24 protein-coding genes are annotated in these 26,940 nt (G+C 58.4%); 9 read left to right on the top strand and 15 right to left on the bottom strand.

What is annotated here, in order from left to right; genetic code table 11:
• Positions 1-13: 13 nt before the first annotated feature.
• From argE to M5G26_RS08635, 5 genes are all read right to left on the bottom strand, one after another.
• Positions 14-1,162: an acetylornithine deacetylase gene (gene argE / locus M5G26_RS08655; RefSeq protein ID WP_273915024.1), complete on the bottom strand. Its 1,149-nt coding sequence runs from the start codon at positions 1,160-1,162 to the stop codon at positions 14-16.
• Complete coding sequence (locus M5G26_RS08650; RefSeq protein ID WP_273915023.1) at positions 1,159-1,836, bottom strand: DUF1028 domain-containing protein; 678 nt, start codon at positions 1,834-1,836, stop codon at positions 1,159-1,161. Before M5G26_RS08650 ends, argE begins: the two co-directional genes overlap by 4 nt.
• Before the next feature lie 154 nt (positions 1,837-1,990).
• Positions 1,991-2,407 carry a RidA family protein gene (locus M5G26_RS08645; protein WP_150693574.1) on the bottom strand — a complete coding sequence of 139 codons (417 nt, stop codon included), beginning with the start codon at positions 2,405-2,407 and terminating at the stop codon, positions 1,991-1,993.
• A 58-nt stretch (positions 2,408-2,465) separates the two neighbouring features.
• Positions 2,466-3,785, bottom strand: a complete 1,320-nt coding sequence (locus tag M5G26_RS08640; RefSeq protein ID WP_273915022.1) for a flavin-containing monooxygenase — start codon at positions 3,783-3,785, stop codon at positions 2,466-2,468.
• A gap of 256 nt (positions 3,786-4,041) precedes the next feature.
• Positions 4,042-4,860 (bottom strand): alpha/beta fold hydrolase, encoded by an 819-nt coding sequence (locus tag M5G26_RS08635; RefSeq protein ID WP_116255459.1) that lies wholly within the window; start codon positions 4,858-4,860, stop codon positions 4,042-4,044.
• A gap of 185 nt (positions 4,861-5,045) precedes the next feature.
• Between M5G26_RS08635 and M5G26_RS08630 the strand changes: the two genes are divergently transcribed.
• The 3 genes from M5G26_RS08630 (at position 5,046) to M5G26_RS08620 (ending at position 6,412) form a co-directional block, all read left to right on the top strand.
• Positions 5,046-5,495, top strand: coding sequence for a winged helix-turn-helix transcriptional regulator (locus M5G26_RS08630; RefSeq protein WP_095120364.1), 450 nt, complete (start codon positions 5,046-5,048; stop codon positions 5,493-5,495).
• A gap of 144 nt (positions 5,496-5,639) precedes the next feature.
• A complete protein-coding gene (locus M5G26_RS08625; protein WP_443218377.1) occupies positions 5,640-6,017 on the top strand; it encodes a hypothetical protein in 378 nt (125 codons plus the stop codon).
• Between the two features lie 2 nt (positions 6,018-6,019).
• A complete protein-coding gene (locus M5G26_RS08620) occupies positions 6,020-6,412 on the top strand; it encodes a hypothetical protein (RefSeq protein WP_273915020.1) in 393 nt (130 codons plus the stop codon).
• 344 nt (positions 6,413-6,756) lie between these two features.
• Here the strand turns inward: M5G26_RS08620 and M5G26_RS08615 are convergent, their stop codons facing one another.
• The gene (locus tag M5G26_RS08615) at positions 6,757-7,800 is read right to left on the bottom strand and encodes an LLM class flavin-dependent oxidoreductase (protein ID WP_273915019.1); all 1,044 of its coding nucleotides are present in this window, start codon (positions 7,798-7,800) and stop codon (positions 6,757-6,759) included.
• Positions 7,801-7,952: 152 nt separating this feature from the next.
• A complete protein-coding gene (locus tag M5G26_RS08610; RefSeq protein WP_016987069.1) occupies positions 7,953-8,438 on the bottom strand; it encodes a flavin reductase family protein in 486 nt (161 codons plus the stop codon).
• 324 nt (positions 8,439-8,762) lie between these two features.
• Here M5G26_RS08610 and M5G26_RS08605 point away from each other — a divergent pair, with 324 nt between their 5' ends.
• Both M5G26_RS08605 and M5G26_RS08600 read left to right on the top strand, forming a co-directional pair.
• Positions 8,763-10,169 (top strand): purine-cytosine permease family protein, encoded by a 1,407-nt coding sequence (locus tag M5G26_RS08605; protein ID WP_273915018.1) that lies wholly within the window; start codon positions 8,763-8,765, stop codon positions 10,167-10,169.
• Between the two features lie 249 nt (positions 10,170-10,418).
• Positions 10,419-11,519, top strand: a complete 1,101-nt coding sequence (locus M5G26_RS08600) for a polyamine ABC transporter substrate-binding protein (RefSeq protein ID WP_273915017.1) — start codon at positions 10,419-10,421, stop codon at positions 11,517-11,519.
• Between the two features lie 115 nt (positions 11,520-11,634).
• Here M5G26_RS08600 and M5G26_RS08595 read toward each other — a convergent pair whose 3' ends face one another.
• Positions 11,635-12,609 carry a TerC family protein gene (locus tag M5G26_RS08595; RefSeq protein ID WP_273915016.1) on the bottom strand — a complete coding sequence of 325 codons (975 nt, stop codon included), beginning with the start codon at positions 12,607-12,609 and terminating at the stop codon, positions 11,635-11,637.
• A 164-nt stretch (positions 12,610-12,773) separates the two neighbouring features.
• On the opposite strand from M5G26_RS08595, the gene M5G26_RS08590 reads away from it, so the two are divergent.
• The gene (locus tag M5G26_RS08590) at positions 12,774-13,718 is read left to right on the top strand and encodes a Dyp-type peroxidase (RefSeq protein WP_273915015.1); all 945 of its coding nucleotides are present in this window, start codon (positions 12,774-12,776) and stop codon (positions 13,716-13,718) included.
• Here M5G26_RS08590 and M5G26_RS08585 read toward each other — a convergent pair whose 3' ends face one another.
• Complete coding sequence (locus tag M5G26_RS08585; protein ID WP_095111479.1) at positions 13,719-14,507, bottom strand: AraC family transcriptional regulator; 789 nt, start codon at positions 14,505-14,507, stop codon at positions 13,719-13,721.
• Positions 14,508-14,591: 84 nt separating this feature from the next.
• Between M5G26_RS08585 and M5G26_RS08580 the strand changes: the two genes are divergently transcribed.
• A complete protein-coding gene (locus tag M5G26_RS08580; protein WP_220558646.1) occupies positions 14,592-15,590 on the top strand; it encodes a bile acid:sodium symporter family protein in 999 nt (332 codons plus the stop codon).
• Between the two features lie 198 nt (positions 15,591-15,788).
• On the opposite strand, the gene M5G26_RS08575 is transcribed toward M5G26_RS08580, so the two are convergent.
• Together M5G26_RS08575 and M5G26_RS08570 are read right to left on the bottom strand one after the other, a co-directional pair.
• Complete coding sequence (locus M5G26_RS08575) at positions 15,789-17,111, bottom strand: tetratricopeptide repeat protein (RefSeq protein WP_273915014.1); 1,323 nt, start codon at positions 17,109-17,111, stop codon at positions 15,789-15,791.
• Positions 17,112-17,434: 323 nt separating this feature from the next.
• Positions 17,435-18,040 (bottom strand): LuxR C-terminal-related transcriptional regulator, encoded by a 606-nt coding sequence (locus tag M5G26_RS08570; RefSeq protein ID WP_273915013.1) that lies wholly within the window; start codon positions 18,038-18,040, stop codon positions 17,435-17,437.
• 115 nt (positions 18,041-18,155) lie between these two features.
• On the opposite strand from M5G26_RS08570, the gene M5G26_RS08565 reads away from it, so the two are divergent.
• Positions 18,156-19,778: an ATP-binding response regulator gene (locus M5G26_RS08565; protein ID WP_273915012.1), complete on the top strand. Its 1,623-nt coding sequence runs from the start codon at positions 18,156-18,158 to the stop codon at positions 19,776-19,778.
• A gap of 108 nt (positions 19,779-19,886) precedes the next feature.
• Here the strand turns inward: M5G26_RS08565 and yecR are convergent, their stop codons facing one another.
• The 4 genes from yecR to M5G26_RS08545 all read right to left on the bottom strand — a co-directional run bounded on the left by yecR (position 19,887) and on the right by M5G26_RS08545 (position 24,093).
• Entirely contained in the window at positions 19,887-20,195 is a 309-nt protein-coding gene (gene yecR, locus M5G26_RS08560; RefSeq protein WP_008082757.1) for a YecR family lipoprotein, read from the bottom strand.
• 190 nt (positions 20,196-20,385) lie between these two features.
• Positions 20,386-21,006, bottom strand: coding sequence for a phage infection protein (locus tag M5G26_RS08555; protein WP_273915009.1), 621 nt, complete (start codon positions 21,004-21,006; stop codon positions 20,386-20,388).
• A gap of 541 nt (positions 21,007-21,547) precedes the next feature.
• Positions 21,548-22,720, bottom strand: a complete 1,173-nt coding sequence (locus M5G26_RS08550) for a cystathionine gamma-synthase (protein ID WP_102902144.1) — start codon at positions 22,718-22,720, stop codon at positions 21,548-21,550.
• Positions 22,717-24,093 carry a pyridoxal-phosphate dependent enzyme gene (locus tag M5G26_RS08545; protein ID WP_273915008.1) on the bottom strand — a complete coding sequence of 459 codons (1,377 nt, stop codon included), beginning with the start codon at positions 24,091-24,093 and terminating at the stop codon, positions 22,717-22,719. The genes M5G26_RS08550 and M5G26_RS08545 overlap by 4 nt, the downstream gene beginning before the upstream one ends.
• Before the next feature lie 424 nt (positions 24,094-24,517).
• Here M5G26_RS08545 and metE point away from each other — a divergent pair, with 424 nt between their 5' ends.
• The gene (gene metE / locus M5G26_RS08540; RefSeq protein ID WP_273915172.1) at positions 24,518-26,806 is read left to right on the top strand and encodes a 5-methyltetrahydropteroyltriglutamate--homocysteine S-methyltransferase; all 2,289 of its coding nucleotides are present in this window, start codon (positions 24,518-24,520) and stop codon (positions 26,804-26,806) included.
• Positions 26,807-26,940 lie beyond the last annotated feature (134 nt).

Here is a 26,940-nt window from a genome sequence, read left to right as displayed (position 1 = left end):
GTCGAGCCGCTGGTCAGAGGCTGATAAACGCCAGCATCCGTTGCAGCATGTCATCGCACGCCTGCAACTGTTCGAGGCTGACAAACTCGTCGGGTTTGTGGCCCTGATCCATGCTGCCGGGACCGCAGACCACCGTGGGAATGCCCACCGCATCAAACAGTCCACCTTCGGTACCGAATGCCACGGTGGCGAAATCCTTTGAACCGCAGAAGATCGAAATCAGCTCGGCGGCCTGGCTTTGCGCATCGGTGGCCAGTCCCGGATACGCCGACAAGGCGCTGAAGCGAATATCACTCTGCGCACTGACCGCGCGCATACGTGGCAGCACTTCGTGTTCGGCATAGGCTTGCAGCGCTTCGGCGACGAGGGCCGGGTCCTGCGAGGGCAGGGCGCGGATTTCGAAATCGAAACGGCAATCGGCCGGCACGATGTTCAAGGCTTTGCCGCCGCTGATCACCCCGGTTTGCACCGTGCTGTAGGGCGGATCGAAGCGCGCATCGTGATGCTCCGGCGCTTTCAACTCCTGGCCGAGGCGGCCCAGCTCAGCGATCAGTTCGGCGGCGTATTCAATGGCATTGACGCCGAGCGGCGCATACGCGGAATGGCACGGATGGCCGTGGACGTCGCAGCGCATTGCCAGTTTGCCTTTGTGGCCGAGCACCGGTTTCAGTTCGGTCGGCTCGCCAATGATGCACAGCAACGGTTTGATCGGGCGTTGCTGCAAGACCTTGAGCAGCGAGCGCACGCCTAGGCAGCCGACCTCTTCGTCATACGACAGGGCAATGTGCACCGGCAGACGCAACGACGCCTGCACCAGCGCCGGCACCAACGCCAGCACGCAGGCGATGTAGCCCTTCATGTCCGCCGTACCGCGCCCGAAGACTTTGCCGTCGCGCTCCGTCAGTTCGAACGGCGGCATGGTCCACGGCTGGCCATCGACCGGCACCACATCGGTGTGCCCGGACAGCACAATGCCCGGTTGATCCACCGGGCCGATTGTGGCAAACAGATTGGCTTTGCTGCGCTCATCGTTATAGATCAGCGCGCAGGGCACGTCGAAACCTTCGAGGTAGTCGCGGACGAATTCGATCAGTTGCAGGTTGGATTCACGGCTGGTGGTATCGAACGCCACCAGCGTTTTAAGCAGCTCGACGCTGTTCATCGATCATCCCCGGCCACGCCATAGCCCGGCGCTTTGGCCGGATCGAGGGCGCGGTCGATGTAGTCCTGAAGCTGCGGCTCGTAGGCATTCCAGAGCTGTTGCAACTGGCCGATCGGGTCTGCATCGGCCCAGTCGACGCGCAGGTTGACGATCGGCCAGGTCTGCTCGCCAACCACCACGACAGCGGCCGAATGCACCGGGCCGGCTTCGCCACCGAGCGCTTGTGCAGCGTGCAGGGCCTTGAGCAGGCGATCAGCGAGTTGACCTTCACCGTCCTCGAAGGCGCTGACCATGGCTTCGATCACCGAACGCCCGGCGAGCATGTTGCCAGCGGCGACGCACTGTTCGCCGCTGACGGCGTTGTGCACGCCGAGGGTTTGCGCACCGCTGAAATGTGCGGTCTGGCCGAGGTGGTTGATCGCCGTGATCTGGCGGTACTGGCTGTAGCCGTTGCGCGTGAGGACTTTGTCCAGCGCGTCGTCAGGGGCGAGACCTTGCTCCATCAGCGCAAGGACTTCCGGGCCGAGGGACGGCAGGGTGATGTTCTGGCTCGACACCGCACCAACGCCGGGCAACAGCCATGGGCAGCGTGCGCCGACGGCGATGCTGGAGGAACTGATGGCGACACCGAACTGGCCGGTTTCGGCGCAGCGGGCTGCGATTGAAAAGGTCATCTGCTTACTCCTTTCTAGGAAGATGTTGTCCTTGAGGGCCTCATCGCTGGCAAGCCAGCTCCCACAGGGTTTTGAGTTAAGCCCAGATGTTGTGATCAACCCGATACCTGTGGGAGCTGGCTTGCCAGCGATGGCCATAACGCGGTGTGATGCCTTACTCAGGAATCACCGCAATCACATCAATCTCCATCAGCCATTGCGGCTGCCCCAGCGCCGACACCACCAGCCCGGTGGAGATCGGGAACACGCCTTTGAGCCACTTGCCGACTTCGCCATACACCGCCTCGCGATAACGCGGGTCGATCAGGTAAGTCGTGGTTTTGACGATATGACTCATGTCACTGCCGGCTTCTTCCAGCAGTTGCTTGACGTTGCGCATGGCCTGTTCTGCCTGCGCGCGCGGATCACCCAGACCCACCAGATTGCCTTCGAAATCGGTGCCGACCTGACCGCGCACATACACGGTGTTGCCGGCGCGCACGGCCTGGCACAAATCGTTGTCCAGTGTCTGGTTCGGGTAAGTATCTTTGGTGTTGAACATGCGAATGCGAGTGTGGGTTGGCTGACTCATGTGAAACTCCTGAAGATGTTGCGCGCCGGCGCAATCGGCGCCGGCGCGAAAAGGGCTATCAAGCGTCGACGGTGTCGGCGGCTTTGCTGTGGAGGGGCTGGTGCAGCTCGGCTTCACGCTGTTCGGCATCGCGATAGTCGAGGTACTTGCGCTGGGTGGCGATGTGATCGGCGACGTGTTTGGCGTCGTGCCAAACGCCCCAGATAAACGACGAACCCCGGCGCGACTGCCACGGCAGACCGAGGAAATACACACCCGGCTCGCTCGACACGCCGCGCTGATGCACAGGTTTGCCCTTGTCATCGAACGCCGCGACTTGCAGCCAGGAATAATCCACGGCGAACCCGGTGGCCCAGATGATCGAGGTGACGCCAGCCTTGGCCAGATCCAGATCGGCCAGCGGATTTTTCACGCACTCGGGGTCCGGATAGGTTTCGCGCGCTTCCGGTTCTTCCGGCAGATCGAGGCCGTTGCGTTCGATATAGGCGTCAGCAGCATCGAGCAGCGCCAGGTAGTTTTCATCACCGCGAGTGAGGTTGCCGACCAGGTCCTGCTTGAAAGTCACCACGCCGTTATTGAACGATTCGGTGACGCCAACCAGGGTCATGCCGCGATGGGCCAGACCACGGAAATCGATGGTGCGCCCGCCATGGGCGCCGCTGACCGCGATGGTCACGTGCTCACGACCCGGTTTCATCGCCGCTTGATCCCACTCGCCAAGCACGCCCAGCCACCAGCAGAAATCCCGGTTGCGGTAAGCGCGAGGCGGGCGGTCATGGGCGCCAACGGAGAGGTAAACCTGCTTGCCGGAACGTTGCAGCTCATCGGCGATCTGCACGCCGGAAGAACCGGCACCGACCACCAGCACTGCGCCTGCCGGCAGTTGCTGCGGATTGCGGTAATCAGCGGAGTGGATCTGCAACAGACGTTCGTCTTGCGGGGCAATCGCCGGAATCACCGGTTTCTGAAATGGTCCGGTCGCGGCGACTACGCGGCTGGCTTCGATCACGCCTTCGGAGGTCTCGACAGTGAAACCCGGGCGACCGACATTACGCACCACGCTTTTCACTTCCACACCGGTACGGATCGGTGCATTGAATTTCTTTGCGTACGCTTCGAAGTAGTCAGCTACGCGTTCTTTCGGGGCGAAACCGTCGGGATCGACGTCATCGAATTCCAGGCCAGGGAAGCGGTCGTGCCACGCCGGGCCGTTGGCAACCAGCGAGTCCCAGCGCCCGGTGCGCCAGCGTTCAGCAATGCGATTGCGCTCCAGCACGAGGTGCGGCACACCGAGTTTGCTCAGGTGCTCGCTCATGGCGACGCCTGCCTGGCCAGCACCCACGATCAGCGTATCGGTTTTTATTATTGCAGTGGTCATCTCTACATCCTTCCTAGCAAGGCAGTGGGATTCGGGCCGCTGTTGGCTTGTCCGTTTTGCTTGAGGTCAGACTAGGGAGGAGGGGGATATCGGTAAAATATTATTAAGCTGGGATGTGAAGATAAAATTCTGATGCAGGGCTGGGAAACCCTTGAAACACGGGGTTTGCAGAGAATCGGCTTGAGGTCGGCAGGAAAAAAATCTTGGCCTGACGTGCAGTGGTGAGCAGAATCTTCCCCTCACCACTGCGCCGGTTTCAGCGATTCAGAAACGCCAGCAGATCCTCATTCAAGGCCTGCGCATGGGTCACTGCAAAACCATGCGGCGCCCCGGCGTAAACCTTCAGTTCAGCGCCTTTGATCTGCGCCGCCGCCTGTTTGCCGGTGGTTTCGAATGGCACGATCTGATCGCCGTCGCCATGGATCACCAGCGTCGGCACATCGATCTTGGCCATGTCCGGGCGGAAGTCGGTTTCCGAGAACGCCGTGACGCAATCCACGGTGCCTTTGAGCGAAGCCAGCAGGGCGATGTTGAGGGTTTGTGTCAGCACGCCGTCCGAGACTTTCTGGCCTTGATTGGTGCCATAGAACGGTGCGGCGAAATCGGCGATGAACTGCGCACGATCCTGCAGCAAGCCGGCCTTGATGCCGTCGAATACAGATGTGTCGACGCCCTGCGGGAAATCGGCTTTTTTACCGAATAGCGGGGTTACCGCGCCCAGCAGCACCAGACCGGCAACCCGCTCGCTGCCATGGCGGGCGATATAGCGGCTGACGTCGCCGCCACCCATGGAAAAGCCCACCAGCGTCACGTCGCGCAGGTCCAGATGGTTGATCAGTTGCGCGATGTCATCGGCAAAAGTGTCGTAGTCATAACCGGTCCACGGTTGATCGGAACGGCCGAAACCACGGCGGTCGAAGGCAATCGTGCGATAGCCACGGCTGCTCAGGTATTCCATCTGGTATTCCCACATGTCGGCATCCAGCGGCCAGCCGTGGCTGAACAGCACGGGTTTACCGCTGCCCCAATCCTTGAAGTAAATCTCGGTGCCGTCTTGCGTGGTGAAGGTGCTCATGGAAACTCCTGCGTCAGGGATCGCACGTGATGCCGAAATGGCAACATTCACTATCAGCGTAAAGCGCGCCGGCTACTTGTATGCAGGTGCTGGTTTTATCTCGCTGCATTCGTCGATCGGCCGCAGAGTTGTATGATGCAACTCAAAGCCGCACGGCTACGGCTGAACCGAGGGAGTCTGTCGACGTGAAACGCAAAAGCTTGCAGGGCAATGCCTGCCCGGTGGCCCGGACCCTGGACCTGATTGGTGACTGGTGGTCGTTGCTGATCATCCGTGACGCGCTGGACGGGATTCGCCGCTTCAATGATTTTCAGAAAAGTCTGGATATCGCCAAGAACATGCTCAGCGCACGCCTCAAAGGTCTGGTGGAGCAGGGGATCCTGCAAGCGCTGCCAGCGGCCGATGGCGGCGCTTATAAGGAGTACGTGCTGACCGAGCGCGGCAAAGCCCTGCAGACCGTGATCGTCGCGCTGTCGCAATGGGGCGGCGAGTTTATGTACGCGCCGGGTGAGCCGGGTTCGGTGATGGTCGATGCGAAGGACCGTCAGCCGATTCGCAAGCTGGCATTGACGGCGGCTGATGGTCGCGTGCTGGCCCCGGAAGACGTCGCGACACGACTTGGCGTTGAACACTGAGGGGCGGCGCTGCTTGAGCTGTGAGCTATTGTTGATGGCGCAGGTGGTACCGCTTCAACTGCCGCCAAAACTATCCCGTATGAGCCAGTTGGAACGATGGTGATGCAGGGCAATGCACCCGTATGTGGGCCAGCGTGTGCAGCCATGATCATCAGTGATAACACGGGAAAATCTGTCAGCCTTGAAAGTGTAATTGGTAATTTTGCAAATGGAATCAGACCAACGGGTGTCAATACGGTAGAGCTATCGGATGTAATATCCAACTCGGGTATTAAAAATTCCATTGATCTGTCCATGATGCCTGAGCAATTGAATAAGGTACTGAAAGATGGCTTGAGTGTTATCGTGCAAGTTCCCGCGGGGCAACAAAGACACTTTCTTATAGTTGACGGTGTCAAGTCTGTTGGAGGCGTGAATTATTATATGACGCGGAATTCATTAGCCGGCCCTAGAGGTGTCATGCAAGGACTGCTAGAAGGTGCAATGTCAGGCGGTGTTAATGCAATTGTTATAGGAAAATAGTCATGGGTGCTGGCGACGTTATTGAGTTGGAAGGGCAGTTGGTCATTATTGATTTTAAGCTTTTCCTCGTGCCGGAAGAGTGTTCGGAAAATTACGAGCAAGGTGACAGGGTTGAAATATCCAAGCCGGAAATAATGTTTTCTATAATGGATAAAATCCTTCCCTTGGGGGGCGGAAGAAGTTCTATCTTTCATCGGGCGAGGATTTCCGGTGTTATAGAGAGTGTCTTGCCGATAAAGGTTAAGGCAACCTCTATGTTTGTTGAAGAGAGAGGGGGAGGCTTTGTTTGTATAGATATTGAGGATGATACTCTTGAGAAAAACAAGCCTCGGTATGATGAGTTTCTTAGGAAGAATCAAGGCGTCAAGTCCGATGACTGGCTCGATTACTTATAGGGGTAATGACAGACCCTGAGGGATCCCCACAAACCTACTCCAGGCTCTGCGCCTGATGATGCACCTCATCAGGCAGAGTTTTCTCCAATGTTTCCTAGCCTCCGGTGCCTCCGAACTCTGTGCATCTACGCCAGTACTCGAGGCCCAGTCGCTACAATGAGAGCACGCGTCTTTCTCTGAGGTCGCTGCTTTGATAGCGCCGTCCCAGATGACTTTAACTCGCCTTAAGGGAGGCCGGGATCTGGTCGATTCCAGGAGTCGTAGTGTATTGCCGATAGCCAAAAAATAAAACGCCCCGAACATTGTCGGGGCGTTTCATGGGTCAAGCTCAATCAGCAGAACACTTACCGAAACGCCGGCACCACATGCTTGATAAACAGCTCCAGCGACTTCTTCTTCTCCTCATGCGGCAAACTGTTGTCACACCAGAAACTGAACTCATCCACCCCCAGTTCCTGGTAGTACTTGATGCGCGGAATAATCTCTTCCGGCGTACCAATCATCGCCGTCTTGTGCAAACTCTCCAGCTCAAACTCAGGACGCCCGGCAAACTTCTCTTCCGGGCTTGGCGCGAGGAAGCCGTTGACCGGGGTTTGCTTGTTGCCAAACCACGCATCGAAGGTGCGATAGAAACGCGAGATCGCTTTCGCGCCGACTTTCCAGCCTTCCGGATTATCAGCCGTGTGCACGTGGGTATGACGCAGCACCATTAATTGTGGACGCGGAACATCGGGGTTGTTGTCGAGTGCGGTCTGGAACTTGTTCTTCAGGTCGAGAACTTCTTCGTCGCCCTTCATCAGCGGCGTAACCATCACGTTGCAGCCGTTGGCCACGGCGAAGTTGTGCGAATCCGGGTCACGGGCGGCGATCCACATCGGCGGGTTCGGCTTTTGGATCGGCTTCGGTACGCTGGTCGAGGTCGGGAATTTCCAGATGTCGCCGTCGTGGGCGTAGTCGCCTTGCCACAGGGCGCGGACCACCGGGACCATTTCGCGCAATGCCTGGCCACCGCTGGAGGCAGGCATGCCGCCGGCCATGCGATCGAATTCAACCTGATAGGCGCCACGGGCCAGGCCGACTTCCATGCGCCCGTTGCTGATGACGTCGAGCAACGCGCATTCACCGGCAACGCGCAACGGGTGCCAGAACGGCGCGATGATAGTGCCGGCGCCGAGGTGGATGGTGGTGGTCTTGGCGGCGAGGTAGGCGAGCAATGGCATCGGGCTTGGCGAGATGGTGTATTCCATGGCGTGGTGTTCGCCGATCCACACGGTGCTGAAACCGCCGGCCTCGGCCATCAGGGTCAGTTCGGTGAGGTCTTCGAACAGTTGGCGGTGGCTGACGCTTTCGTCCCAGCGTTCCATGTGGATGAACAGGGAAAATTTCATGACGCTTCCTCGGATCTTTTGTTGTTGAGGCTACAAAACTTGTAGGAGTGAGCCTGCTCGCGATGGCGGTGTGTCAGAAAAAACATCGACATCGGATAAATCGCTATCGCGAGCAGGCTCACTCCTACAGTTGAATTGTGCGGGGCTGACGATCAGGCCAGGACGGGCAGGGCGCCCATCTTGCCGTGGCAATACACCAGCGGCCCGGCGATTTGCTCGGGGACGATCAGGTTCTTCACCGCGCCGACCATGATGGCGTGGTCGCCGCCTTCGTATTCGCGCCACAGCTCACACTCGATGATAGCTGTCGCGTTGGCGAGGATCGGGTTACCCAGTTCACTCAAGGTCCATTCGATGCCTTGCGCCTTGTCTTTGCCTTTGCGGGCGAAGGCGTAGGCTTCGCTTTGCTGGCCGCCGGACAGAACGTGGATGGCAAAGCGCTTGTTCTTGATCAGCACCGGGTAGGAATCGGAGCTGTAGTTGGGGCAGAACAGCACCAGCGCCGGGTCCATCGACAGCGAGCTGAATGCGCTGGCAGTCAGGCCGACAATCTGACCGTCATCGTCCAGGGTGGTGATGACGGTTACGCCGGACGGGAACGAGCCCATGACTTGTTTGTAGATGGCGGCATCGATCATTGGTCGGTCCTCGGGTGATGTGTTGCTGTTTTTATGTGTTTGTTGGTCTGATGGTATACCAGTATTCGATCTTTGCAAGGCCTTTTAAGCTGAACCGATAAACGTGCCGCGTTCGTCGGAAACTCAGCATTTACGGGGCTTTCGGCTGGTCTGCAGGCCGCGGTTTCAGCGAGGATGGCGTATCAGATAGCGCCGTAAACTACGGATCAGTCTTGTGAATTGTTTGGAATACCATAATATGGTCTGCATCTGAGGGGCGGCCAGAGAGTCCCCCCGGTTTGGCTTCATACAACGATAAGAACAGACAAACTCGAGTTCATGCATATGTCCCAGATGTCCCGGCAAGATCCGTTGATCGAGAATCATACGGTCGACTACGTCCCACTCGCGGAACGCCACGGGAAGGCCCGCGACCTATTCACTCTTTGGTTCAGCACCAACATTGCGCCACTGCCCATCGTCACCGGCGCCATGGTGGTTCAGGTGTTCCATCTCGATTTGCTCTGGGGGCTGCTGGCGATTGCGCTGGGGCACATGATCGGCGGCGTGGTGATAGCCCTGGCGTCGGCGCAAGGTCCGCGCATGGGCATTCCGCAGATGGTCCAGAGTCGCGGCCAGTTCGGTCGTTACGGCGCGCTGCTGATCGTGTTCTTCGCCGCACTGATCTACATCGGTTTCTTTATTTCCAACATCGTCCTGGCGGGTAAATCCATCGTCGGCATTGCGCCGTCGGTGCCGGCGCCTCTGAGCATTCTGATCGGTGCACTGGCAGCTACGGCGATCGGCGTGATCGGCTACAACTTCATCCATACGCTGAACCGCATTGGCACCTGGGTGATGGGCAGCGCGTTGCTGGCCGGGTTCATCTATATCTTTGCCCATGACTTGCCGGCGGACTTCCTCACTCGCGGCAGTTTCAACCTGTCCGGTTGGCTGGCAACGGTGTCGTTGGGGATTATCTGGCAGATCAGTTTCTCGCCGTACGTGTCCGATTACTCGCGTTACCTGCCTGCGGATATCGGCATTGCCAAGCCGTTCTGGGCGACTTATCTGGGTGCAACGCTGGGCACGATTCTGTCGTTCAGCTTTGGTGCGGTGGCCGTGCTGGCGACCCCGGAAGGTACTGAAGCGATGGTCGCGGTCAAGCAGTCGACGGGTTGGCTCGGGCCAATTCTGATGGTGCTGTTTCTGCTCAACATCATCAGCCACAACGCGCTGAATCTGTATGGCGCGGTGCTGTCGATCATCACCTCGATCCAGACTTTCGCCAGCCAATGGACACCAAGCATCAAGGTGCGCGTGGTGTTGTCGAGCGTGGTGCTCGCCGGTTGCTGCGTGGTCGCGCTGGGTGCGTCGGCGGATTTCATTTCCGAGTTCATCGGTTTGATTCTGGCACTGCTGCTGGTGCTGGTGCCGTGGGCGTCGATCAACCTGATCGACTTCTACCTGATCAAGCGCGGCTGTTACGACATCACCTCGATCTTCCGCGCCGATGGCGGGGTTTACGGGCGCTTTAATCTGCACGCGATCATTGCTTACTTCATCGGCATCATCGTGCAACTGCCGTTTGCCAATACCTCGCTGTACGTCGGGCCTTACGCCAATCTGGTTGAGGGTGCGGACTTGTCCTGGCTGGTTGGCCTGGTGGTCACCGTTCCGTTGTATTACTGCCTGGCGACACGTGGCCAGACTGAGCAGAGCAGGGCGGCCAGGTTGGGTTACACCGACTGAGCTGATCCGCTCCACGACAATGCCCGGCCATTCGCCGGGCATTGTTGTTTCCGCATCCCGGCGGTCAATCAAATTGGCCAGATCGATCCCCTTTTGGCCCATCCCCCACTGTGATCCGTCTACGCTGTCAGCAAGAATCAAAACCATAACCAGACGCTGAACTTTTTTTACCCTTGGCTACCTTTACAGCCGCTGCCGTGTACAGAACATAAAAACCATCGAACTCACGCTGCCTTTTGGGGAACAACCATGGTCACGATGAAACGCATTCTGGGTGCCACTGTGTGTGGGCTGACGTTGTTGGCCGGCGCCGTCCAGGCTGAGCAACGCGAACTGCGCGTGTACAACTGGGCGGACTACATCCTGCCGTCCGTGCCCAAGGATTTCGCCGCAAAAAGCGACATCAAAGTGACCTGGGATACCTTCGACACCAACGAATCCCTGGAAGCCAAACTGCTGACCGGCAACTCCGGTTACGACCTGGTAGTGCCGTCGAACCAGTTCCTTGAAACGCAGATCAAGGCTGGCGTGTTTCAGAAGCTAGATAAATCGAAACTGCCGAACTGGAGCCACCAGGATCCAGAACTGTTGAAACTGCTGGGCAAGAACGATCCGGGCAACCAGTACGGCGTGCCTTATATGGTCGGCACCGTGCTGATCGGCTTCAACCCGGCCAAAGTCAAAGCGGCACTGGGCGACAACGCGCCGGTGGACAGCTGGGATCTGGTGTTCAAACCGGAGAACATGGAAAAGCTCAAATCCTGCGGCGTGGCGATGCTTGATTCGCCGACGGAAATCCTGCCGTTGGCCCTGCATTACCTGGGTCTCGACCCGAACAGCCAGAACCCCGCCGACTATGAAAAAGCCAAGGAGCTGATGCTCAAGGTTCGCCCGTACGTGACCTATTTCAACTCGGCCAAATACATGACCGACATCGCCAACGGTGACATCTGCGTGGCCATCGGTTATTCCGGCAGCTTCTACCAGTTCGGCAACCGCGCCAAAGAAGCGGGCAACGGCGTAGTGGTCGACTGGCGTTTGCCGAAGGAGGGCGCGCCGATCTGGTTCGACACCTTCGCCATTCCGAAGAGCGCGAAGAATGTCGCCGAGGCGCATGAGTTCCTCAACAACCTGCTCGATCCGAAAGTGATCGCACCGATCAGCGACTTCCTCGGTTACCCGAATGCGAACAAGGATTCGATGCCGCTGATCAACAAGGAAATCACCGACAACCCGAACCTGACGCCGACCCCGGAAGCGCTGAAAAACCTCTACGTCGTGCAGCCATTGCCGCAGAAACTAGAGCGCGTGCGCACCCGCGTGTGGACCAGTATCAAGTCCGATAAGTAACACCGCTCCCCTGTAGGAGTGAGCCTGCTCGCGATAGCGCCAGATCAGTCAACATCTCGTCGTTTGACAGACCGCTATCGCGAGCAGGCTCACTCCTACAGGGTTTTATGGTGTGTCATTCAGTGCTGCGTTCGCTTTCTCTCGTGACCACCAGGCTCAACAGAACCGAACTCAGAATCACCCCGCCCACCACCGCCAACGACCACTCCACCGGCATGTGCAACCACGGCATCAACACCATCTTGCCGCCGATAAACACCAGCACGATCGCCAGTCCATACTTGAGCAAGTGAAAGCGGTCCGCCATGTCCGCCAGCAGGAAATACAACGCGCGCAGGCCCATGATCGCGAAGATATTCGAAGTGAACACAATGAACGGGTCAGTCGTCACCGCGAAGATCGCCGGGATGCTGTCGACCGCGAACATCAGGTCACTGGCCTCGATGAGCACCAGCACCAGAAACATCGGTGTGGCCCAGCGCACGCCGTTTTGCAGGACGAAAAAGCGTTCGCCATGAAAACTACTGGTGATGCGCATATGCCCGCGCACCCAGCGCAGTAACGGATTCTTGTCCAGGTCCGGCTGGTGGTCGGCAAACACCAGCATCTTGATCCCGGTGAAGATCAGGAACACGCCGAACGCATACAGCAGCCATTCGAACTGCGACACCAGCCATACCCCGGCGAAGATCATCACCGCGCGCATCACGATGGCCCCGAGCACGCCGTACAGCAGCACCCGCCGCTGCAGCTCCGGCGGCACGGCGAAGTAGCTGAAAATCATCACGAAGACGAACATGTTATCGATCGACAGCGATTGCTCGATCAGATAACCGGTGAGGAATTCGAGGGTTTTCTGCCGGGCAATGTCGGCGCCGAACGCGCCGTGCAGATACCACCAGAGCAGGGCAGCAAAACTCAGTGCCAGCAAGCACCAGGCGATGACCCAGGACAAGGCTTCGCGCACTGAGACCCGATGCGCCTTGCGCCCACCGAAGACAAACAGGTCCAATGCCAGCATGGCAAGTACGAAGACGATGAAGGCGCCCCACATCCATGGTTCGCCGATATTGATGTTGGTGGCTGACATGTCACGCTCCCTGTCTATTCTTGGATTGGGGTCAGACGAGGCCATGCTAGCGACGGTTTTGCGGCAAAGAAAAATCGTTTATTTCTGCGCAACAGTTCGATAAAAACGAACTATCCGCCCTCGTTAACAGCTCAGGCACTTTTTACGGAGCAATGTTTTCAGCGATGAATACCGACATTCTCGAACCTCAAGCGGTGTGCAGTCCGATCACCAGCAGCGCGATTTTCATCGTCGCGACGTTGAATCCGGGGGCTGAAGCCGCGCAAACCGTCAAAGACTGGTGCGGTGACGTCGCCGGGCTGGTGCGTTCGGTTGGCAAGCGTGTACCGACCGGCAATCTGACGTGCATCTGCGGGTTTTCTTCGAATGCCTGGGATCGCCTGTTTGGCAGTCCGCGACCAGCGTCGCTGCATGGTTTTCGCGAGTTTGGCGAGGAGGGCCGACATGCCCCGGCAACGTCCGGCGATCTGCTGTTGCATATCCGTGCCGATCAAATGGACCTGTGCTTTGAGCTGGCCACACAAATCATGGCGGTTCTCGGCGATGCGGTGACGGTGGTCGACGAAGTGCAGGGTTTCCGCTATTTCGACATGCGCAGCATCATCGGTTTTGTCGACGGCACGGAAAACCCGGTCGGGCGCAAAGCGCTCAACTTCACCATCGTCGGTGATGAAGACCCGGACTTCAGCGGCGGCAGCTACGTGCTGGTGCAGAAATACCTGCACAACATGACCGCGTGGAACGGCTTGAGCGTTGAAGCGCAGGAGCGCGTCATCGGGCGCACGAAACTCTCCGATATCGAACTGGATGACGCGGTCAAACCGAGCAACTCGCACAGTGCGCTGACCACCATCACCAACGCAGCCGGCGAGGAAGTGAAAATCCTGCGTGACAACATGCCGTTCGGCCGGCCCGGAGCAGGGGAGTTCGGCACGTTCTTCATCGGCTACGCGCGCTCGCCTGAGCCGATTGAGCAGATGCTGGAAAACATGTTCGTCGGCAAGCCGCCGGGTAACTACGACAAGTTGCTGGACTTCAGCACGGCGGTTACCGGCAGCCTGTATTTCGTGCCGTCGGCGGATCTGCTGGAGGATCTGGCGGATCGCTGATCAACGAAAAAACTCCCCCGGCGTTTCCCCGAACTGTTGGCGAAACGCCGCGATAAACGCCGAGGTCGAGTCGTAACCACAGGCGAGCGCGACATCGGTGACGCGCTCACCTTTTTCCAGCGGTGTCAGCGCGCCGAGCAAACGCAAGCGCTGGCGCCAGGCGCGGAAGGTCAGGCCGGTGTCGCGCAGAAACAGACGAGTGAGGGTCTTTTCGGTGACGCCGAACTTCTCGCTCCAGTGGCTCAGCGTGGTCTGTTGTTCCGGGTGTTGTTCAAGACTCTGGTAGATCTGCTTCAAGCGTGCGTCTTGCGGCAACGGCAACATCAGGTCGATCTGCGGCGCTTCGGCCAGTTGATCAAGGATCACTTGGGCGAGGCGTCCATGCGGGCCGCTCTGGTCGTATTCCACCGGAACCTGACTGAACGCGCGGATCAGCTCCCTGAGCAGATCACTGACGCCGAGCACATGACAACGCTCGAGCGCCCATCCGGCGACGCTGCAATCGATGTAGAGGCTGCGCATTTCAGTGTGCGGCGAGCTGAACACCCGATGCGGTACGCCCGCTGGGATCCACACGGCGCGCTCCGGCGGGGCGACGAAGCGGCCGGCACTGGTCTGGATTTCCAGCACACCCTGAATCGCATAGGACAACTGCACCCACGGGTGACTGTGACGCCGGGTCAGGGCGCGATTGGGCAGCGATTCGGTGCGCCCGTACAGTGGGCGCGGCAGGCTGGGCAGCCCGGGAATGCTACGCCGGACGCTTTTGTCATGTCCTTTAGGCGGCATCTTGTGGCCCTTCGGCGTTAGTCGGTAATTGGCAGTCACGTTAGAGTCGTCGGCACGCACTGGCAACCCCCGGATGAACCGACCATGACTCGCCCCCGTTTTTTGCCCGACAACTTCACCCTGACGCTGATTGGCGTCGTGCTGCTGGCCAGTTTTCTACCGGCCAGCGGCCAGGTCGCCGTCGGCTTCGGCTGGCTGACCAACATCGCTATCGCGCTGCTGTTTTTCCTGCACGGCGCGAAACTGTCCCGTGAATCGATCATCGCCGGCGCCGGCCACTGGCGCCTGCATTTGCTGGTGTTCGGTTTGACCTTTGTCCTTTTCCCGATTCTCGGGCTGGCGCTGAAACCGCTGTTGTCTCCGCTGATCGGCGACAAGCTGTACATGGGCATGCTTTATCTGTGCGCATTGCCGGCCACGGTGCAGTCGGCGATCGCCTTCACCTCGCTGGCACGAGGGAATATTCCGGCGGCGATCTGCAGCGCGGCGGCATCGAGTTTGTTCGGGATTTTCCTCACGCCGTTGTTGGTGACGCTGCTGCTCGACGTTCACGGTGATGGCGGTTCGACGCTGGATGCGATCCTGAAAATCAGCGTGCAGTTGTTGCTACCGTTCATTGCCGGGCAGATCGCCCGTCGCTGGATTGGTGCGTGGGTGGGGCGCAACAAGAACTGGCTGAAGTTCGTCGATCAGGGCTCGATTCTGTTGGTGGTCTATGGCGCGTTCAGTGAGGCGGTCAACGAAGGTATCTGGCATCAGATTCCGCTGTTCGAATTACTCGGGCTGGTGGTGGTCTGCTGCATCTTGCTGGCGCTGGTGCTGTTGGCGTCGACGCTGTTGGGCAAGGCATTCGGCTTTAGTCAGGAAGACCGCATCACCATCCTGTTCTGCGGCTCGAAAAAGAGCCTCGCCACTGGCGTGCCGATGGCGCAGGTGTTGTTTGCCGGCAGCACGATTGGCGTGTTGATCCTGCCGTTGATGCTGTTCCATCAGATCCAGTTGATGGTCTGTGCGGTGCTGGCTCAGCGCTACGCCAAGCGCCCGGAATCGGTGCCCGAGCTGATGGCGCAAGTCGACCCGTGAGCTGACACCTCACTTCCAAGCGACCGAATCCTTGGAGCAGAGCTTGCTCGTGAAAGCGGTGTGTCTGCCACGATGGTTTGAACGTGCCGACGCCTTCGCGAGCAAGTTCGGCTTCCACAGGATTGTTGTGTTACTGGCCAGATGGCAGGATCTGCAGTAAGTCGTCACTGATCGCATGCGACAATTACAACCATGGCCTCAGCGACTTGACGCACGAAGCTTGCCACCTGTTTCCGATCCCGCTGGCTGCTGGGATTGAATGCCTTCAAGCGGGTGAGCGACCTTCCATTTTTCGGCAAAGGCTTTGCCTTGCTCGATTTGTTCGGGTGTCATTTTTTCAGAATAATTTTCTAATGTCTCCCGATTATCCTCTATTTCATACTTGTCATTATCCAGGCCCGCTAAAAAGAAGATAAGGCCGTAAGCCTTCACCAGATCAAATGGAAAGCCATAGTAATTTGGATTGCTTGCATACTCTCGAGCAAGTAAAGCGATACCGTTTTTGTCACCCACCTTCGCAGATTCCTCTAGCCAATACCGGGAAATTGATAGATCTCCGTTATCTTCATAAACAGAGGCTGCATATTCAACCATTGCTTTTGGATAGCCATTTTCAGCCGCTCGCTTATACCACTTGATGACTTCTTTGCGGCGCTGCCCAAACCACCAAAAAAAGCCCTCGCCAGCTGAGTAACTCCTGGCAAGCTGATATTGTGCGAATGGGTAGCCTCCCTCTGCTGACTTAATCAGCATATTAAGATCAGAATTGCCTACGTATAATAAATAGGCGGCTTCCATGTCGCCGGAGGCAATTTTTTCCTTTGCGGTTTTCTCAAATTCTAATTTCCATTCGCGCTGGGTTTTATCTCCTTTCGGGCAATTCTCGACGATGGTACATAATGTATCTCCATCACTTAGAGCCAGACGAAGCAGGGAATTAAAATTTCCTTGATTAGCAGAATTTACCAGCCACTCACGAGTATCTTCCACCCGGTGGTTTTTTGCATACCGAAGCTCATCCTGTAGATGAAACCACTCTCCTACAACATCCGACTTGGCCACCCAGTCATTTAGTTCGCCTAGTTGTTGTAAGTCATTTGAGGCGAACTTCTCCATTAACGTTTTTTTAAACTCTTGATGCCATTCATCCCAGCTTTTTACCCCTTTTGGACAAAATGAAGCGATAACACACAGCTTAACGTTGTGAGACAACTGATAGAGGGAGAATAAATTGCCTTGATTAGCAGAAGCCACGAACCACTTTAGCGACTCTTTCGAATCTAACTTTTTATTAAGCTCCAGGAGGCGAAGTTGTTCCGCCAAATAAAATTGTGCTTCTGCATCGCCAGCCTCAGCGGCAATGCGCAATTCAGACTCTGCATTTTGTTCTTGGTTGTATAGTGAAATGCCGCGTTCCTTGGCTGCCTGCTGCTTTGGCGTAAGCACTGCAAATGCAGTGACTGAATTAAATAAAAAAAGCAAACCTGCAATCGATTTGATTATATTTTTATAATGATTCATTTTCCTTCCCTGTGTGGTTAAGAGGCGAGCGCCGTATTCCATATGCTGTTTGACACTAAGGGGCGAAGTGCAGCAGGCGAATATTTCGACACTTGTGTTGTCGAGTCTACGCTGAGTCACTTCGCGCGCAGGGTGGGCTAAAAGTGCCCTGCACAACCATGATTATACGTCGCTCAAGCAGAGCAGAGACAGTTGGAAGCGCCTGAATCAGGTCGTCGGAAAACGCTATTTCAACCTAACAGATCCCGGTGGTCGATCTGCTCGCGCTGGTGGTGGTTTGTTGATGGCGCAGGTCGATCCATATCACCGCTCTGTGGCAGCTCTTACAGAGTCCCCGTGTATTTCACGGCGGCAGCCGCCCGCGAGGGCACGTTCAGCGTGCGCAACAATGAGGAAACATGAATGCGTACCGTGAACGGTGAAATATCCAGTTCGCGGGCGATTTCCTTGTTGGTCTTGCCTTGCGCGATCAAGCGCAGCACGTCCTGCTGACGAGGCGTGAGGGCGGCGCCGGTTTCCAGTGGCAGCAAGCCCGACGGCGCAAACTTCACCAGCACTTCACCTTCGCGAATCGCCAGAATCGCCTGACCGATTTCATCGGGGGCGATGTTTTTGCCGATAAAGCCGTCGATACCGGCGGCCATCACTTCATTGATCAATGCTTGATCATCGACCATCGACACCACGATCAACGTGGTACGCGGCAAGCGTCGACGCAGTTCGGCCAACTGGCTGACGCAGGTCAGCCCGGGAAACCTGAGATCGAGAATCAGCATGTCGGGCTCGTCACCCAAGGGCAGCAGGGCCAGTACGGCGTCGAGGTCACCGGCTTCGTCGATAACGGCTTCGGGCAGCAAACGCTGAACCGTGCGCAGCATTGCTTCGCGAAACAGCGGGTGATCGTCGGCTATGATAATTCGGCAGGTCATGGCGTGACCCTCCCTGGGTCAGGCATTACTCAAGGCATGCACCTTAGCACCGGGCGCGAAGGTTGCCTGTAGGCTGATTCGGAAACTGACGGTTGCCGCACAAGGACGTTTAACCATGAAGTTCGAGAAAAACACCGAACTCGACCAGGCCAATCTGCGCATTATCATCGCCAGTATTGCCGTGGTTTACATGCTCATCCTCGGTTTTTTGCCGGGCCAGCGCTTCGATACGTATCTGCCGGTGGTCACCTACATCTTTGTGTTTTTGCTGGCCTCGATCGGCTTGCGTCAGGCTATTGCGCGCTGGCCGGGGCATTACCCGGCGCGGCGGATTTTCGCCATGGTCCACGATTACACCGGCACTTGCTTTGGCCTTGTGGTCGTTGGCGAGGCGGCGTTGCCGCTGTATGCGGTGATCATCTGGGTCAACCTCGGCAATGGTATGCGCTATGGCTCGCGTTATCTGGCGATTGCCACGGCATTGGCGTTGCTGGCGCTGCTGTGTGTTTATCGCCTGACCCCGGTGTGGCAGGCGCAACCGTTCATGGTGTTGATGCTGATGCTCACCAGCACGGTGATCCCGTTTTATGCGCATTTGTTGCTGGAGCGTACGCGCAAGGCCTCCGAAGAAGCGGTGGCGGCGAATCTGGAAAAGTCGCGGTTTCTTGCCCAGGCCAGTCATGATTTGCGCCAGCCGATTCACTCTATCGGCCTGTTTACCGCGTGCCTGCGTGAGTCGCGATTGGGCGAGGAGGAGCGGCGTCTGGTCGACAACATCGACCGTTCGTTGCTCAACGTTTCACAGCTGTTCCGCTCGATTCTCGATCTGTACACCCTCGATAACGGTCGCGTCCTGCCGAAACTGCAAACCGTCAATTTAGGTGAATGGCTCGCGGATCTGATTCGCCAGAACGCTGAAGCAGCGCGTTGGGCTGGAGTGGAGTTGCGTTTGCGCCCCTGTGAATATTGGGTGCGCACAGATCCGGCGTTGCTCGCGACCATGGTGCAGAACGTGCTGTCCAACTGCTTTAAATACGGTGCGCAGCGACCGGTACTGATCGGCGTGCGCCGGCGTGGGGCAGGGCTGGCCATCGTGATTTATGACAAAGGCAACGGTATCGCCGAAGAGCATCTGGCCAAGGTGTTCGAGGAGTTTTATCGGGTGCGGCAAGTGCGCGACAAGGACGTCGAAGGCGTTGGGTTGGGGCTGTCGATCGTCAAGCGTCTGGGGGAGTTGGTCGGTGTTGGCGTCGCCCTGCGCTCGCGGCTCGGGCGGGGAACGACGGTGAGCTTGTACGGGTTGCCGATCGCTGCTGCGCCGCAGTTCGCAGTCAATCGGGATGAGGCGCGTCAGGTCGGTTTGCTGACCGGGTTGAAGGTGTGTCTGGTGGATGATGATCGCAACGTGCTGCTGGCGACTTCAGCATTGCTGGAACGCTGGGGCTGCTTGGTTCAGGCCGAGTTGACGGCTCAAAACCTGGTCACCGACTGCGACATCATCGTCGCCGACTATGACCTCGGCACCCATGCTACCGGCATCGAATGTATCGATGATGTGCGCAGCCAAAGGGGCTGGGCGGTTCCGGCAATGATCATCACCGGGCATGACGTCGAAAAAATCCAGGCAGCCCTGCACGACCGCGACATCGCCATCCTGTCCAAACCGGTACGCCCGGCCGAACTGCGCGCAACTTTGCGAGACCTGCGCGATCACCAACCGCAAACCCAACCCCTGTAGGAGCTGCGGCACGCTGCGATCTTTTGATCTTCATTTTCAGGATCAGGATCAAAATCAAAAGATCGCAGCCTCGTTGCACTCGACAGCTCCTACAGGGTTAGTGCGTGTTCAGCGCTTGCACAGGTAATCCTGAGTGATGGTGGTCTGCAGGCAGTTGTATTGCCCCATGGTGCGGCAGATGTTTTTTTCGGAGCCGGTGACCTCGGCGTTTTTGTAGCCCCAAGTCTTGCAGCGTTGGGCGGCGACAGTCAGGCCTTGTTCGGCGCTGGTCTGGCCGCTTTCGAATTGGCCCAGTTCATAGGAGACCTGGACGACGCCATCGTTTTTGCTGCCGCCGGTGGCTTCCCATTGTTTTGGCGTGGCGCAGCCGGTGAGGAACAGGGCGCTAAGCGTGAGTGTTGCGATCAGGGATTTCATAGTGTTTCTTCCTTGGTGTTGTTCTGATTTCCAGGCACAACGATCCCCACGCTGCGAACAGGCAACGTCGAGGAGCATCGGGGATGCGGGGAATATAACGCCAGGTGAGGAGGCGGTCGATTAGCACAAATGTGCTAGTGCGGTGCTCAACAGGCGGCTCGTGGGAACCGCCCGTTGGGCCAAGGGATGATTACTGAGGGCTGTTGAACTGGTCGGAATAACTGCCTGTCATCAATGCGGAGGCGACCCGATCAGAGCCGACTCCGACCCGCGAATAGGCAACTCGGTTGACACCGGTACGATCAGCGCCATCAGCCGCCAATGCGCCTGCACCGACATGGTCAGCCCCGTCGGAAGCGACCGCGCCCGCACCAACATGGTCAGCCCCATCAGAAGCTACCGCGCCTGCACCAACATGATCGGCGCCGTCAGAAGCCACCGCGCCTGCACCGACATGATCGGCGCCGTCAGAAGCCACCGCGCCCGCACCAACATGGTCAGCCCCGTCGGAAGCGACCGCGCCTGCACCAACATGATCGGTGCCGTCAGAAGCCACCGCGCCTGCACCAACATGATCGGCGCCGTCAGAAGCCACCGCGCCTGCACCAACATGATCGGCGCCGTCAGAAGCCACCGCGCCTGCACCGACATGATCGGCGCCGTCAGAAGCCACCGCGCCCGCACCGACATGATCGGCCCCATCGGACGCCAACGCCTGCGGCTGCGCCGCCCAGACATTGGGCACCACAACGGTCGCCACGACCGCCAGAAGCACGCCTGACAACAGCTTGTGTTTCATAGTTTTCTCCATGACCCGACAGCCACAACGCGATGAGGCATCGTTCGTCGCCTATTCGCTGGCGCTGCGACTCATTGGCTTGGGTCAGTCTGGTGGGCGAAAGGCACGGGCACACCGTCTGGCATGCGGGTGTCGACATAATCATGATCGAACTGGTTGAGTATAGATCGCGCTAGCGAGGCGGCGTGGCGGGGGGATCGACGGGCGTTAGGCGCTTCTCTTCCTGTACCGGTCAGGCACAGTTGAAATCAATCTAAAAACGACGAAGCGGTTCGGCGAGCCTTTGCTAGGCTCAAAGATGTAGGCGAAGACGCAGACTGATGCGCAATCGGATAGCAAGGGGGCGTGGGGCGCGCTCCGAAAGGTACACGGTTAGAAAGATCTCCGCGCTGAGATCCAGCCCTTATGCCGTGTGAAGCAGCCGAGGCCGTACTTTTTCAATTTGGCCCGGTACTGTGGGAAGCCCGATAAACCTTGTAAGCCAGAGACCAGCACTGGCCGCCTACTCGAACACCAAAGCCCGCTTCGTGCGGGCTTTGTCGTTCCTGCCAGGTCAGATCGATTGCAGCGCCTGCGCCAGGTCAGCGCGCAGGTCTTCGACGTCTTCAACGCCCACCGACAGACGCACCAGGCCATCACCGATCCCCAGTTTCGCCCGGGTGTCAGCCGGAATGGTCGCATGGGTCATGATTGCCGGATGCTCGATCAGGCTCTCCACGCCGCCGAGACTTTCCGCCAGGGCGAAGATCTTCACGTTCTCAAGGAAGCGCCGCGCGCCCGCCAGATCACTGTTCAGATCCACGGAAATCATCCCGCCGAAACCGCGCATCTGGCGCTTGGCCAACTCATGCTGTGGATGCGAGGCCAGCCCCGGATAGTAGACGCGTTTGACCTGCGGCTGCTGTTCCAGCCACTGCGCCAGATCCAGTGCGTTGCTGCAATGACGCTCCATGCGCAATGCCAGGGTTTTCACCCCGCGCAGGGTCAGAAACGCATCGAACGGCCCGGCAATCGCACCGACCGCGTTCTGCAAGAAGCCCAGCTTTTCGGCCAGTTCCTGGTTCTGGCCGACCACGGCGATCCCACCGATCACATCGGAGTGGCCGTTCAAATACTTGGTGGTCGAGTGCAGCACGATGTCGAAACCCAACTCCAGCGGCCGCTGGATATACGGGCTGGCAAAGGTGTTGTCGGCCACGCTGATGATCCCGCGTGCACGGCAGATACGGGCGATAGCGGCGAGGTCCGACAGGCTCAGCAGCGGGTTGGTCGGTGACTCGACAATCACCAGGCGTGTGTCGTCCTGCAGCGCCGCTTCGAACGCCGCCAGGTCAGTCAGATCGACGTAGCTGAAACGGTGTCCGGCACTGCGCTGACGGACCTTGTCGAACAGGCGGAACGTGCCGCCGTACAAGTCATTGCCGGAGATGACGTGCGAACCGGCATCGATCAGTTCGAGCACCGTGGAAATCGTTGCCAGCCCGGAAGCAAAGGCAAACGCCTGGGTGCCGCCTTCCAGGTCCGCCACGCAGCGTTCCAGGGCAAAACGCGTCGGGTTGTGCGAGCGGCCGTAATCGAAACCCTTGTGCACGCCGGGGCTGTCTTGCAGGTACGTGGAGTTGGCGTAGATCGGCGGCATCAGCGCGCCGGTGGTCGGGTCCGGCGTCTGCCCGGCGTGGATCACCCGGGTCGCGAAGCCTTGGGATTTATCGTCGTGCTGACTCATGCGAGGGATCTCCGTAATTGGTTGAGCATGTCGGTGCGGGTGATCAGGCCATGGAAGCCCGATGCATCGGCAATGATGGCGACAAGGCCACGGCTGAGCACCGCTTCCAGCTCGGAAAGGCTGGCGCCGGGGGCAAGGGTTTGCAGTTTGTCGGTCATCACGCTGGACACTGATTGGCTGAAGCGGGCGGCATCTTCGTGCACCGGCAGGAGGATGTCCGATTCGTCGATCACGCCGACCAGTTGCTTGCCTTCCACCAGCACCGGCAACTGCGAGACATCCGCGAGGCGCATGCGCTGGAACGCGGTCAGCAGGGTGTCGCCGGGGCCGACACTGATCACGCGGCCATCCTCGAAACGGCGGGCGATCAGGTCGCGCAAATCGCCGTAGCCCTTGCGCTGCAACAGGCCCTGATCGGTCATCCACTGGTCGTTGTAGACCTTCGACAGATAACGCGTGCCGGTGTCGCAGACAAAACTCACCACGCGTTTCGGCTCGGTCTGTTCACGGCAATAACGCAGCGCCGCAGCGAGCAGGGTGCCGGTCGACGAGCCGCCGAGAATACCCTCGGCCTTGAGCAACTGGCGGGCGTGATCGAAGCTTTCTTCATCGCTGATCGAATAGGCGTGGCGCACGCTGGTGAGGTCGGTAATCGACGGAATGAAATCTTCGCCGATGCCTTCCACCGCCCATGAACCGGGCGTTGGCAGGGAGCCGTCGCGGCTGTATTGCGCCATCACCGAACCGACCGGATCGGCGAGGACCATTTCCAGATCCGGCTGCACGCGTTTGAAGAAGCGGCTCAGGCCCGTCAGCGTACCGGCCGAACCGACACCGACGACGATCGCGTCCAGATCATGTTCGGTCTGCGCCCAGATTTCCGGCGCGGTGCTGCATTCGTGGGCCAGCGGGTTGGCCGGGTTGTTGAACTGGTCGGCGAAAAACGCGCCGGGAATGTCCTTGGCCAAACGGGCGGCGACATCCTGGTAATACTCGGGATGACCCTTGCCGACGTCGGAGCGGGTGATGTGCACCTCGGCGCCCATGGCTTTCAAGTGCAGGACTTTCTCGGTGGACATTTTGTCCGGTACCACCAGCACCACGCGATAGCCTTTGGCGCGGCCCACCAGTGCCAGACCCAGGCCGGTGTTGCCAGCGGTGGCTTCGACGATCGTGCCGCCGGGTTGCAGACGACCATCACGCTCGGCGGCGTCGATCATGGCCAGACCGATGCGGTCCTTGATCGAACCACCGGGGTTCTGTGATTCGAGTTTGAGAAACAGCGTGCAAGGCCCGGTGTCGAAGCGGGTGACTTGCACCAGTGGAGTATTGCCGATCAGCCCAAGTACGGCAGGGCGTGATTCCTTTGACATTTCTTCACCTCTTAATGGTGTTGATCGCGTTCCAATCGCGGGGAAAAGACTCGCGTGCAACATAGGCTCAGACCTCAGCTGTCGCAACCTTTAGTCGGTCGCCAATTCAGCCATTTCGATCTAACGATAGATCGAAATCAAAGACCTGCCGAGGCGGGTTCGAGAGCGTTTACACAGAGGCGTCATCGAGTTTTCAAAGGGCGTCTTCATGGCAACGAACAGCTTGAATTGCCGACAGGTTTTCCTGCCGCAAAAAACGTTCAGCCGTCCCAAGCACTCTCACCTCAGCAGTATTTTCAGGAGACAGACTGCGATCATTTGATCATGAGGGAAACTTGTGTTGATCAAGATTAAAATGAGTTTGTCTCACTAGCGACCGATGCCGACAATGGCCGCCATCAACAGGACATTGGAGTTGTTTGTTATGGCACTGGCCCATTCCCTTGGATTTCCGCGCATCGGTCGCGACCGCGAACTGAAGAAAGCGCAAGAGGCGTTCTGGAAAGGAGAACTGAACGAGGCTGGTCTGCGTGCAGTCGGTCGTGAGCTGCGCAAGGCGCACTGGGACTTGCAGAAAAACGCCGGCATCGAGCTGCTGCCGGTCGGCGATTTCGCCTGGTACGACCAGGTCCTGACGCACTCGCTGATGTTCGGTGTGATCCCGGAACGCTTCCGTCCACACGACGGCAAAGCCACTCTGCAGACCCTGTTCGGCATGGCCCGTGGCGTCAGCGACAGTTGCTGCGGCGGTGCCCACGCCCAAGAGATGACCAAGTGGTTCGACACCAACTACCACTACCTCGTCCCGGAATTCAGTGCGGATCAACAGTTCCAGCTGGGTTGGGATCAGTTGTTCGAAGAAGTCGAAGAAGCCCGTGCGCTGGGCCACAACGTCAAACCGGTGATTATCGGCCCACTGACGTATCTGTGGCTGGGCAAGGCCAAAGGTGCGGAATTCGACAAGCTGGAACTGCTCGATCGTTTGCTGCCGCTGTACGGCCAAATCTTCGCGCGTCTCGCCGCCCTAGGCGTGGAGTGGGTGCAGATCGACGAACCGATTCTGGTACTCGACCTGCCGCAGGAGTGGAAGAACGCTTTCGAGCGTGCCTACAACCAGATCCAGCGTGATCCACTGAAGAAACTGCTCGCTACTTACTTTGGTGGTCTGGAAGAAAATCTTGGTCTGGCGGCGAACCTGCCGGTCGACGGTCTGCACATCGATCTGGTGCGCGCCCCGGAGCAGTACCCGACCATTCTCGATCGTCTGCCGGCCTACAAAGTGTTGTCCCTGGGCGTGGTCAACGGCCGTAACGTCTGGCGTTGCGATCTGGAAAACGCCTTGGCGACGTTGCGCCATGCCCATGAGCGTTTGGGTGATCGCTTGTGGGTGGCGCCGTCCTGCTCGCTGCTGCACAGCCCGGTGGATCTGGGCCGTGAAGACAAGCTCGATGCCGAGTTGAAAAGCTGGTTGGCCTTCGCTGTGCAGAAGTGCGAAGAAGTGGCAATTCTGGCGCATGCCGTCAATGAGCCGGAAGCGCCGAAAGTGCTGCGTGCCCTGACCGACAGCCGTTCGGTGCAGGCCGCTCGCGCTGCTTCGCCACGCATTCACAAACCTGCGGTTCAAGCCCGGGTTGCGGCGATCACGGCCAAGGACAGCCAGCGTCAGTCGCTGTTTCCCCAGCGCATCGCCAAGCAGCGTGCCGGTCTGGATCTGCCGCTGTTCCCGACCACGACGATCGGTTCGTTTCCGCAAACCGCGTCGATCCGCCTCGCTCGCCAGTCGTTCAAACAAGGCAAGCTGACCGAAGCCGAATACACCGAAGCCATGCACAGCGAAATTCGCCACGCGGTGGAAATCCAGGAACGTCTGGGCCTCGATGTGCTGGTGCACGGTGAAGCCGAGCGCAACGACATGGTCGAGTACTTTGCCGAGCAGCTCGACGGCTACGTATTCACTCGCTTCGGCTGGGTGCAGAGCTACGGTTCGCGCTGTGTGAAACCGGCAGTGATCTTCGGCGACCTCAGCCGCCCGAAAGCCATGACCGTGGAGTGGATCCGCTACGCCCAAGGCCTGACCGACAAGGTTATGAAAGGCATGCTGACCGGCCCGGTGACCATGCTGATGTGGTCGTTCCCCCGTGAAGACGTGAACCGCGAAGTGCAGGCCCGGCAACTGGCGCTGGCGATCCGCGACGAAGTGGTCGATCTGGAAGCTGCCGGCATCAAGATCGTTCAGATCGACGAAGCGGCGTTTCGTGAAGGCCTGCCGTTGCGCCAGGCGCAGTGGCAGCATTATCTGGACTGGGCGACGGAAGTGTTCCGTCTGTGCGCCTCAGGCGTGCGTGATGAAACGCAGATCCACACGCACATGTGCTACAGCGAGTTCAACGATGTGATCGAGTCGATCGCGGCGATGGACGCCGACGTGATCACCATCGAAACCTCGCGTTCGGACATGGAGTTGCTGGATGCCTTCGAAGCCTTCGCTTACCCGAACGACATCGGGCCGGGCGTCTACGACATCCACTCACCACGCATCCCGGATGCTTCGGAAATGGCTAATCTGCTGCGCAAGGCTGCCAAGCGGATTCCGGCCGAGCGGCTGTGGGTCAACCCGGATTGCGGTTTGAAAACCCGTGGCTGGCCGGAGACGGAAGCGGCGCTGGTGCACATGGTTACCGCCGCCCGGCAATTGCGTAAAGAACTGGCCTGACACCTTAACCACCTGAGTAAACACAACACCTTGTAGGAGTGAGCCTGCTCGCGATAGCGGTGTGTCAGTCAACTCATCGGTGACTGACACACCGCTATCGCGAGCAGGCTCACTCCTACAGGGGTTGTGTATGT

Origin of the sequence: Pseudomonas sp. TNT2022 ID642 (assembly GCF_028656995.1) — a bacterium.
Classification (GTDB): domain Bacteria; phylum Pseudomonadota; class Gammaproteobacteria; order Pseudomonadales; family Pseudomonadaceae; genus Aquipseudomonas.
Note: the sequence above shows the minus strand (reverse complement) of the source record. Positions and strands in the feature narration are given on the sequence as shown.

Excerpts from the sequence above, each read along its gene's own strand:
- M5G26_RS08600 (WP_273915017.1), top strand. The coding sequence starts at position 10,419 with ATGGTCACGATGAAACGCATTCTGGGTGCCACTGTGTGTGGGCTGACG.
- M5G26_RS08550 (WP_102902144.1), bottom strand. The coding sequence starts at position 22,720 with ATGAGTCAGCACGACGATAAATCCCAAGGCTTCGCGACCCGGGTGATC.
- M5G26_RS08585 (WP_095111479.1), bottom strand. The coding sequence starts at position 14,507 with ATGCCGCCTAAAGGACATGACAAAAGCGTCCGGCGTAGCATTCCCGGG.
- M5G26_RS08555 (WP_273915009.1), bottom strand. The coding sequence starts at position 21,006 with ATGGAGAAAACTATGAAACACAAGCTGTTGTCAGGCGTGCTTCTGGCG.
- M5G26_RS08545 (WP_273915008.1), bottom strand. The coding sequence starts at position 24,093 with ATGTCAAAGGAATCACGCCCTGCCGTACTTGGGCTGATCGGCAATACT.
- M5G26_RS08615 (WP_273915019.1), bottom strand. The coding sequence starts at position 7,800 with ATGAAATTTTCCCTGTTCATCCACATGGAACGCTGGGACGAAAGCGTC.
- M5G26_RS08605 (WP_273915018.1), top strand. The coding sequence starts at position 8,763 with ATGTCCCAGATGTCCCGGCAAGATCCGTTGATCGAGAATCATACGGTC.
- M5G26_RS08650 (WP_273915023.1), bottom strand. The coding sequence starts at position 1,836 with ATGACCTTTTCAATCGCAGCCCGCTGCGCCGAAACCGGCCAGTTCGGT.
- M5G26_RS08590 (WP_273915015.1), top strand. The coding sequence starts at position 12,774 with ATGAATACCGACATTCTCGAACCTCAAGCGGTGTGCAGTCCGATCACC.
- M5G26_RS08645 (WP_150693574.1), bottom strand. The coding sequence starts at position 2,407 with ATGAGTCAGCCAACCCACACTCGCATTCGCATGTTCAACACCAAAGAT.
- M5G26_RS08595 (WP_273915016.1), bottom strand. The coding sequence starts at position 12,609 with ATGTCAGCCACCAACATCAATATCGGCGAACCATGGATGTGGGGCGCC.
- M5G26_RS08580 (WP_220558646.1), top strand. The coding sequence starts at position 14,592 with ATGACTCGCCCCCGTTTTTTGCCCGACAACTTCACCCTGACGCTGATT.
- metE (WP_273915172.1), top strand. The coding sequence starts at position 24,518 with ATGGCACTGGCCCATTCCCTTGGATTTCCGCGCATCGGTCGCGACCGC.
- M5G26_RS08575 (WP_273915014.1), bottom strand. The coding sequence starts at position 17,111 with ATGAATCATTATAAAAATATAATCAAATCGATTGCAGGTTTGCTTTTT.
- argE (WP_273915024.1), bottom strand. The coding sequence starts at position 1,162 with ATGAACAGCGTCGAGCTGCTTAAAACGCTGGTGGCGTTCGATACCACC.
- M5G26_RS08625 (WP_443218377.1), top strand. The coding sequence starts at position 5,640 with ATGATCATCAGTGATAACACGGGAAAATCTGTCAGCCTTGAAAGTGTA.
- M5G26_RS08565 (WP_273915012.1), top strand. The coding sequence starts at position 18,156 with ATGAAGTTCGAGAAAAACACCGAACTCGACCAGGCCAATCTGCGCATT.
- yecR (WP_008082757.1), bottom strand. The coding sequence starts at position 20,195 with ATGAAATCCCTGATCGCAACACTCACGCTTAGCGCCCTGTTCCTCACC.
- M5G26_RS08620 (WP_273915020.1), top strand. The coding sequence starts at position 6,020 with ATGGGTGCTGGCGACGTTATTGAGTTGGAAGGGCAGTTGGTCATTATT.
- M5G26_RS08570 (WP_273915013.1), bottom strand. The coding sequence starts at position 18,040 with ATGACCTGCCGAATTATCATAGCCGACGATCACCCGCTGTTTCGCGAA.
- M5G26_RS08640 (WP_273915022.1), bottom strand. The coding sequence starts at position 3,785 with ATGACCACTGCAATAATAAAAACCGATACGCTGATCGTGGGTGCTGGC.
- M5G26_RS08610 (WP_016987069.1), bottom strand. The coding sequence starts at position 8,438 with ATGATCGATGCCGCCATCTACAAACAAGTCATGGGCTCGTTCCCGTCC.
- M5G26_RS08635 (WP_116255459.1), bottom strand. The coding sequence starts at position 4,860 with ATGAGCACCTTCACCACGCAAGACGGCACCGAGATTTACTTCAAGGAT.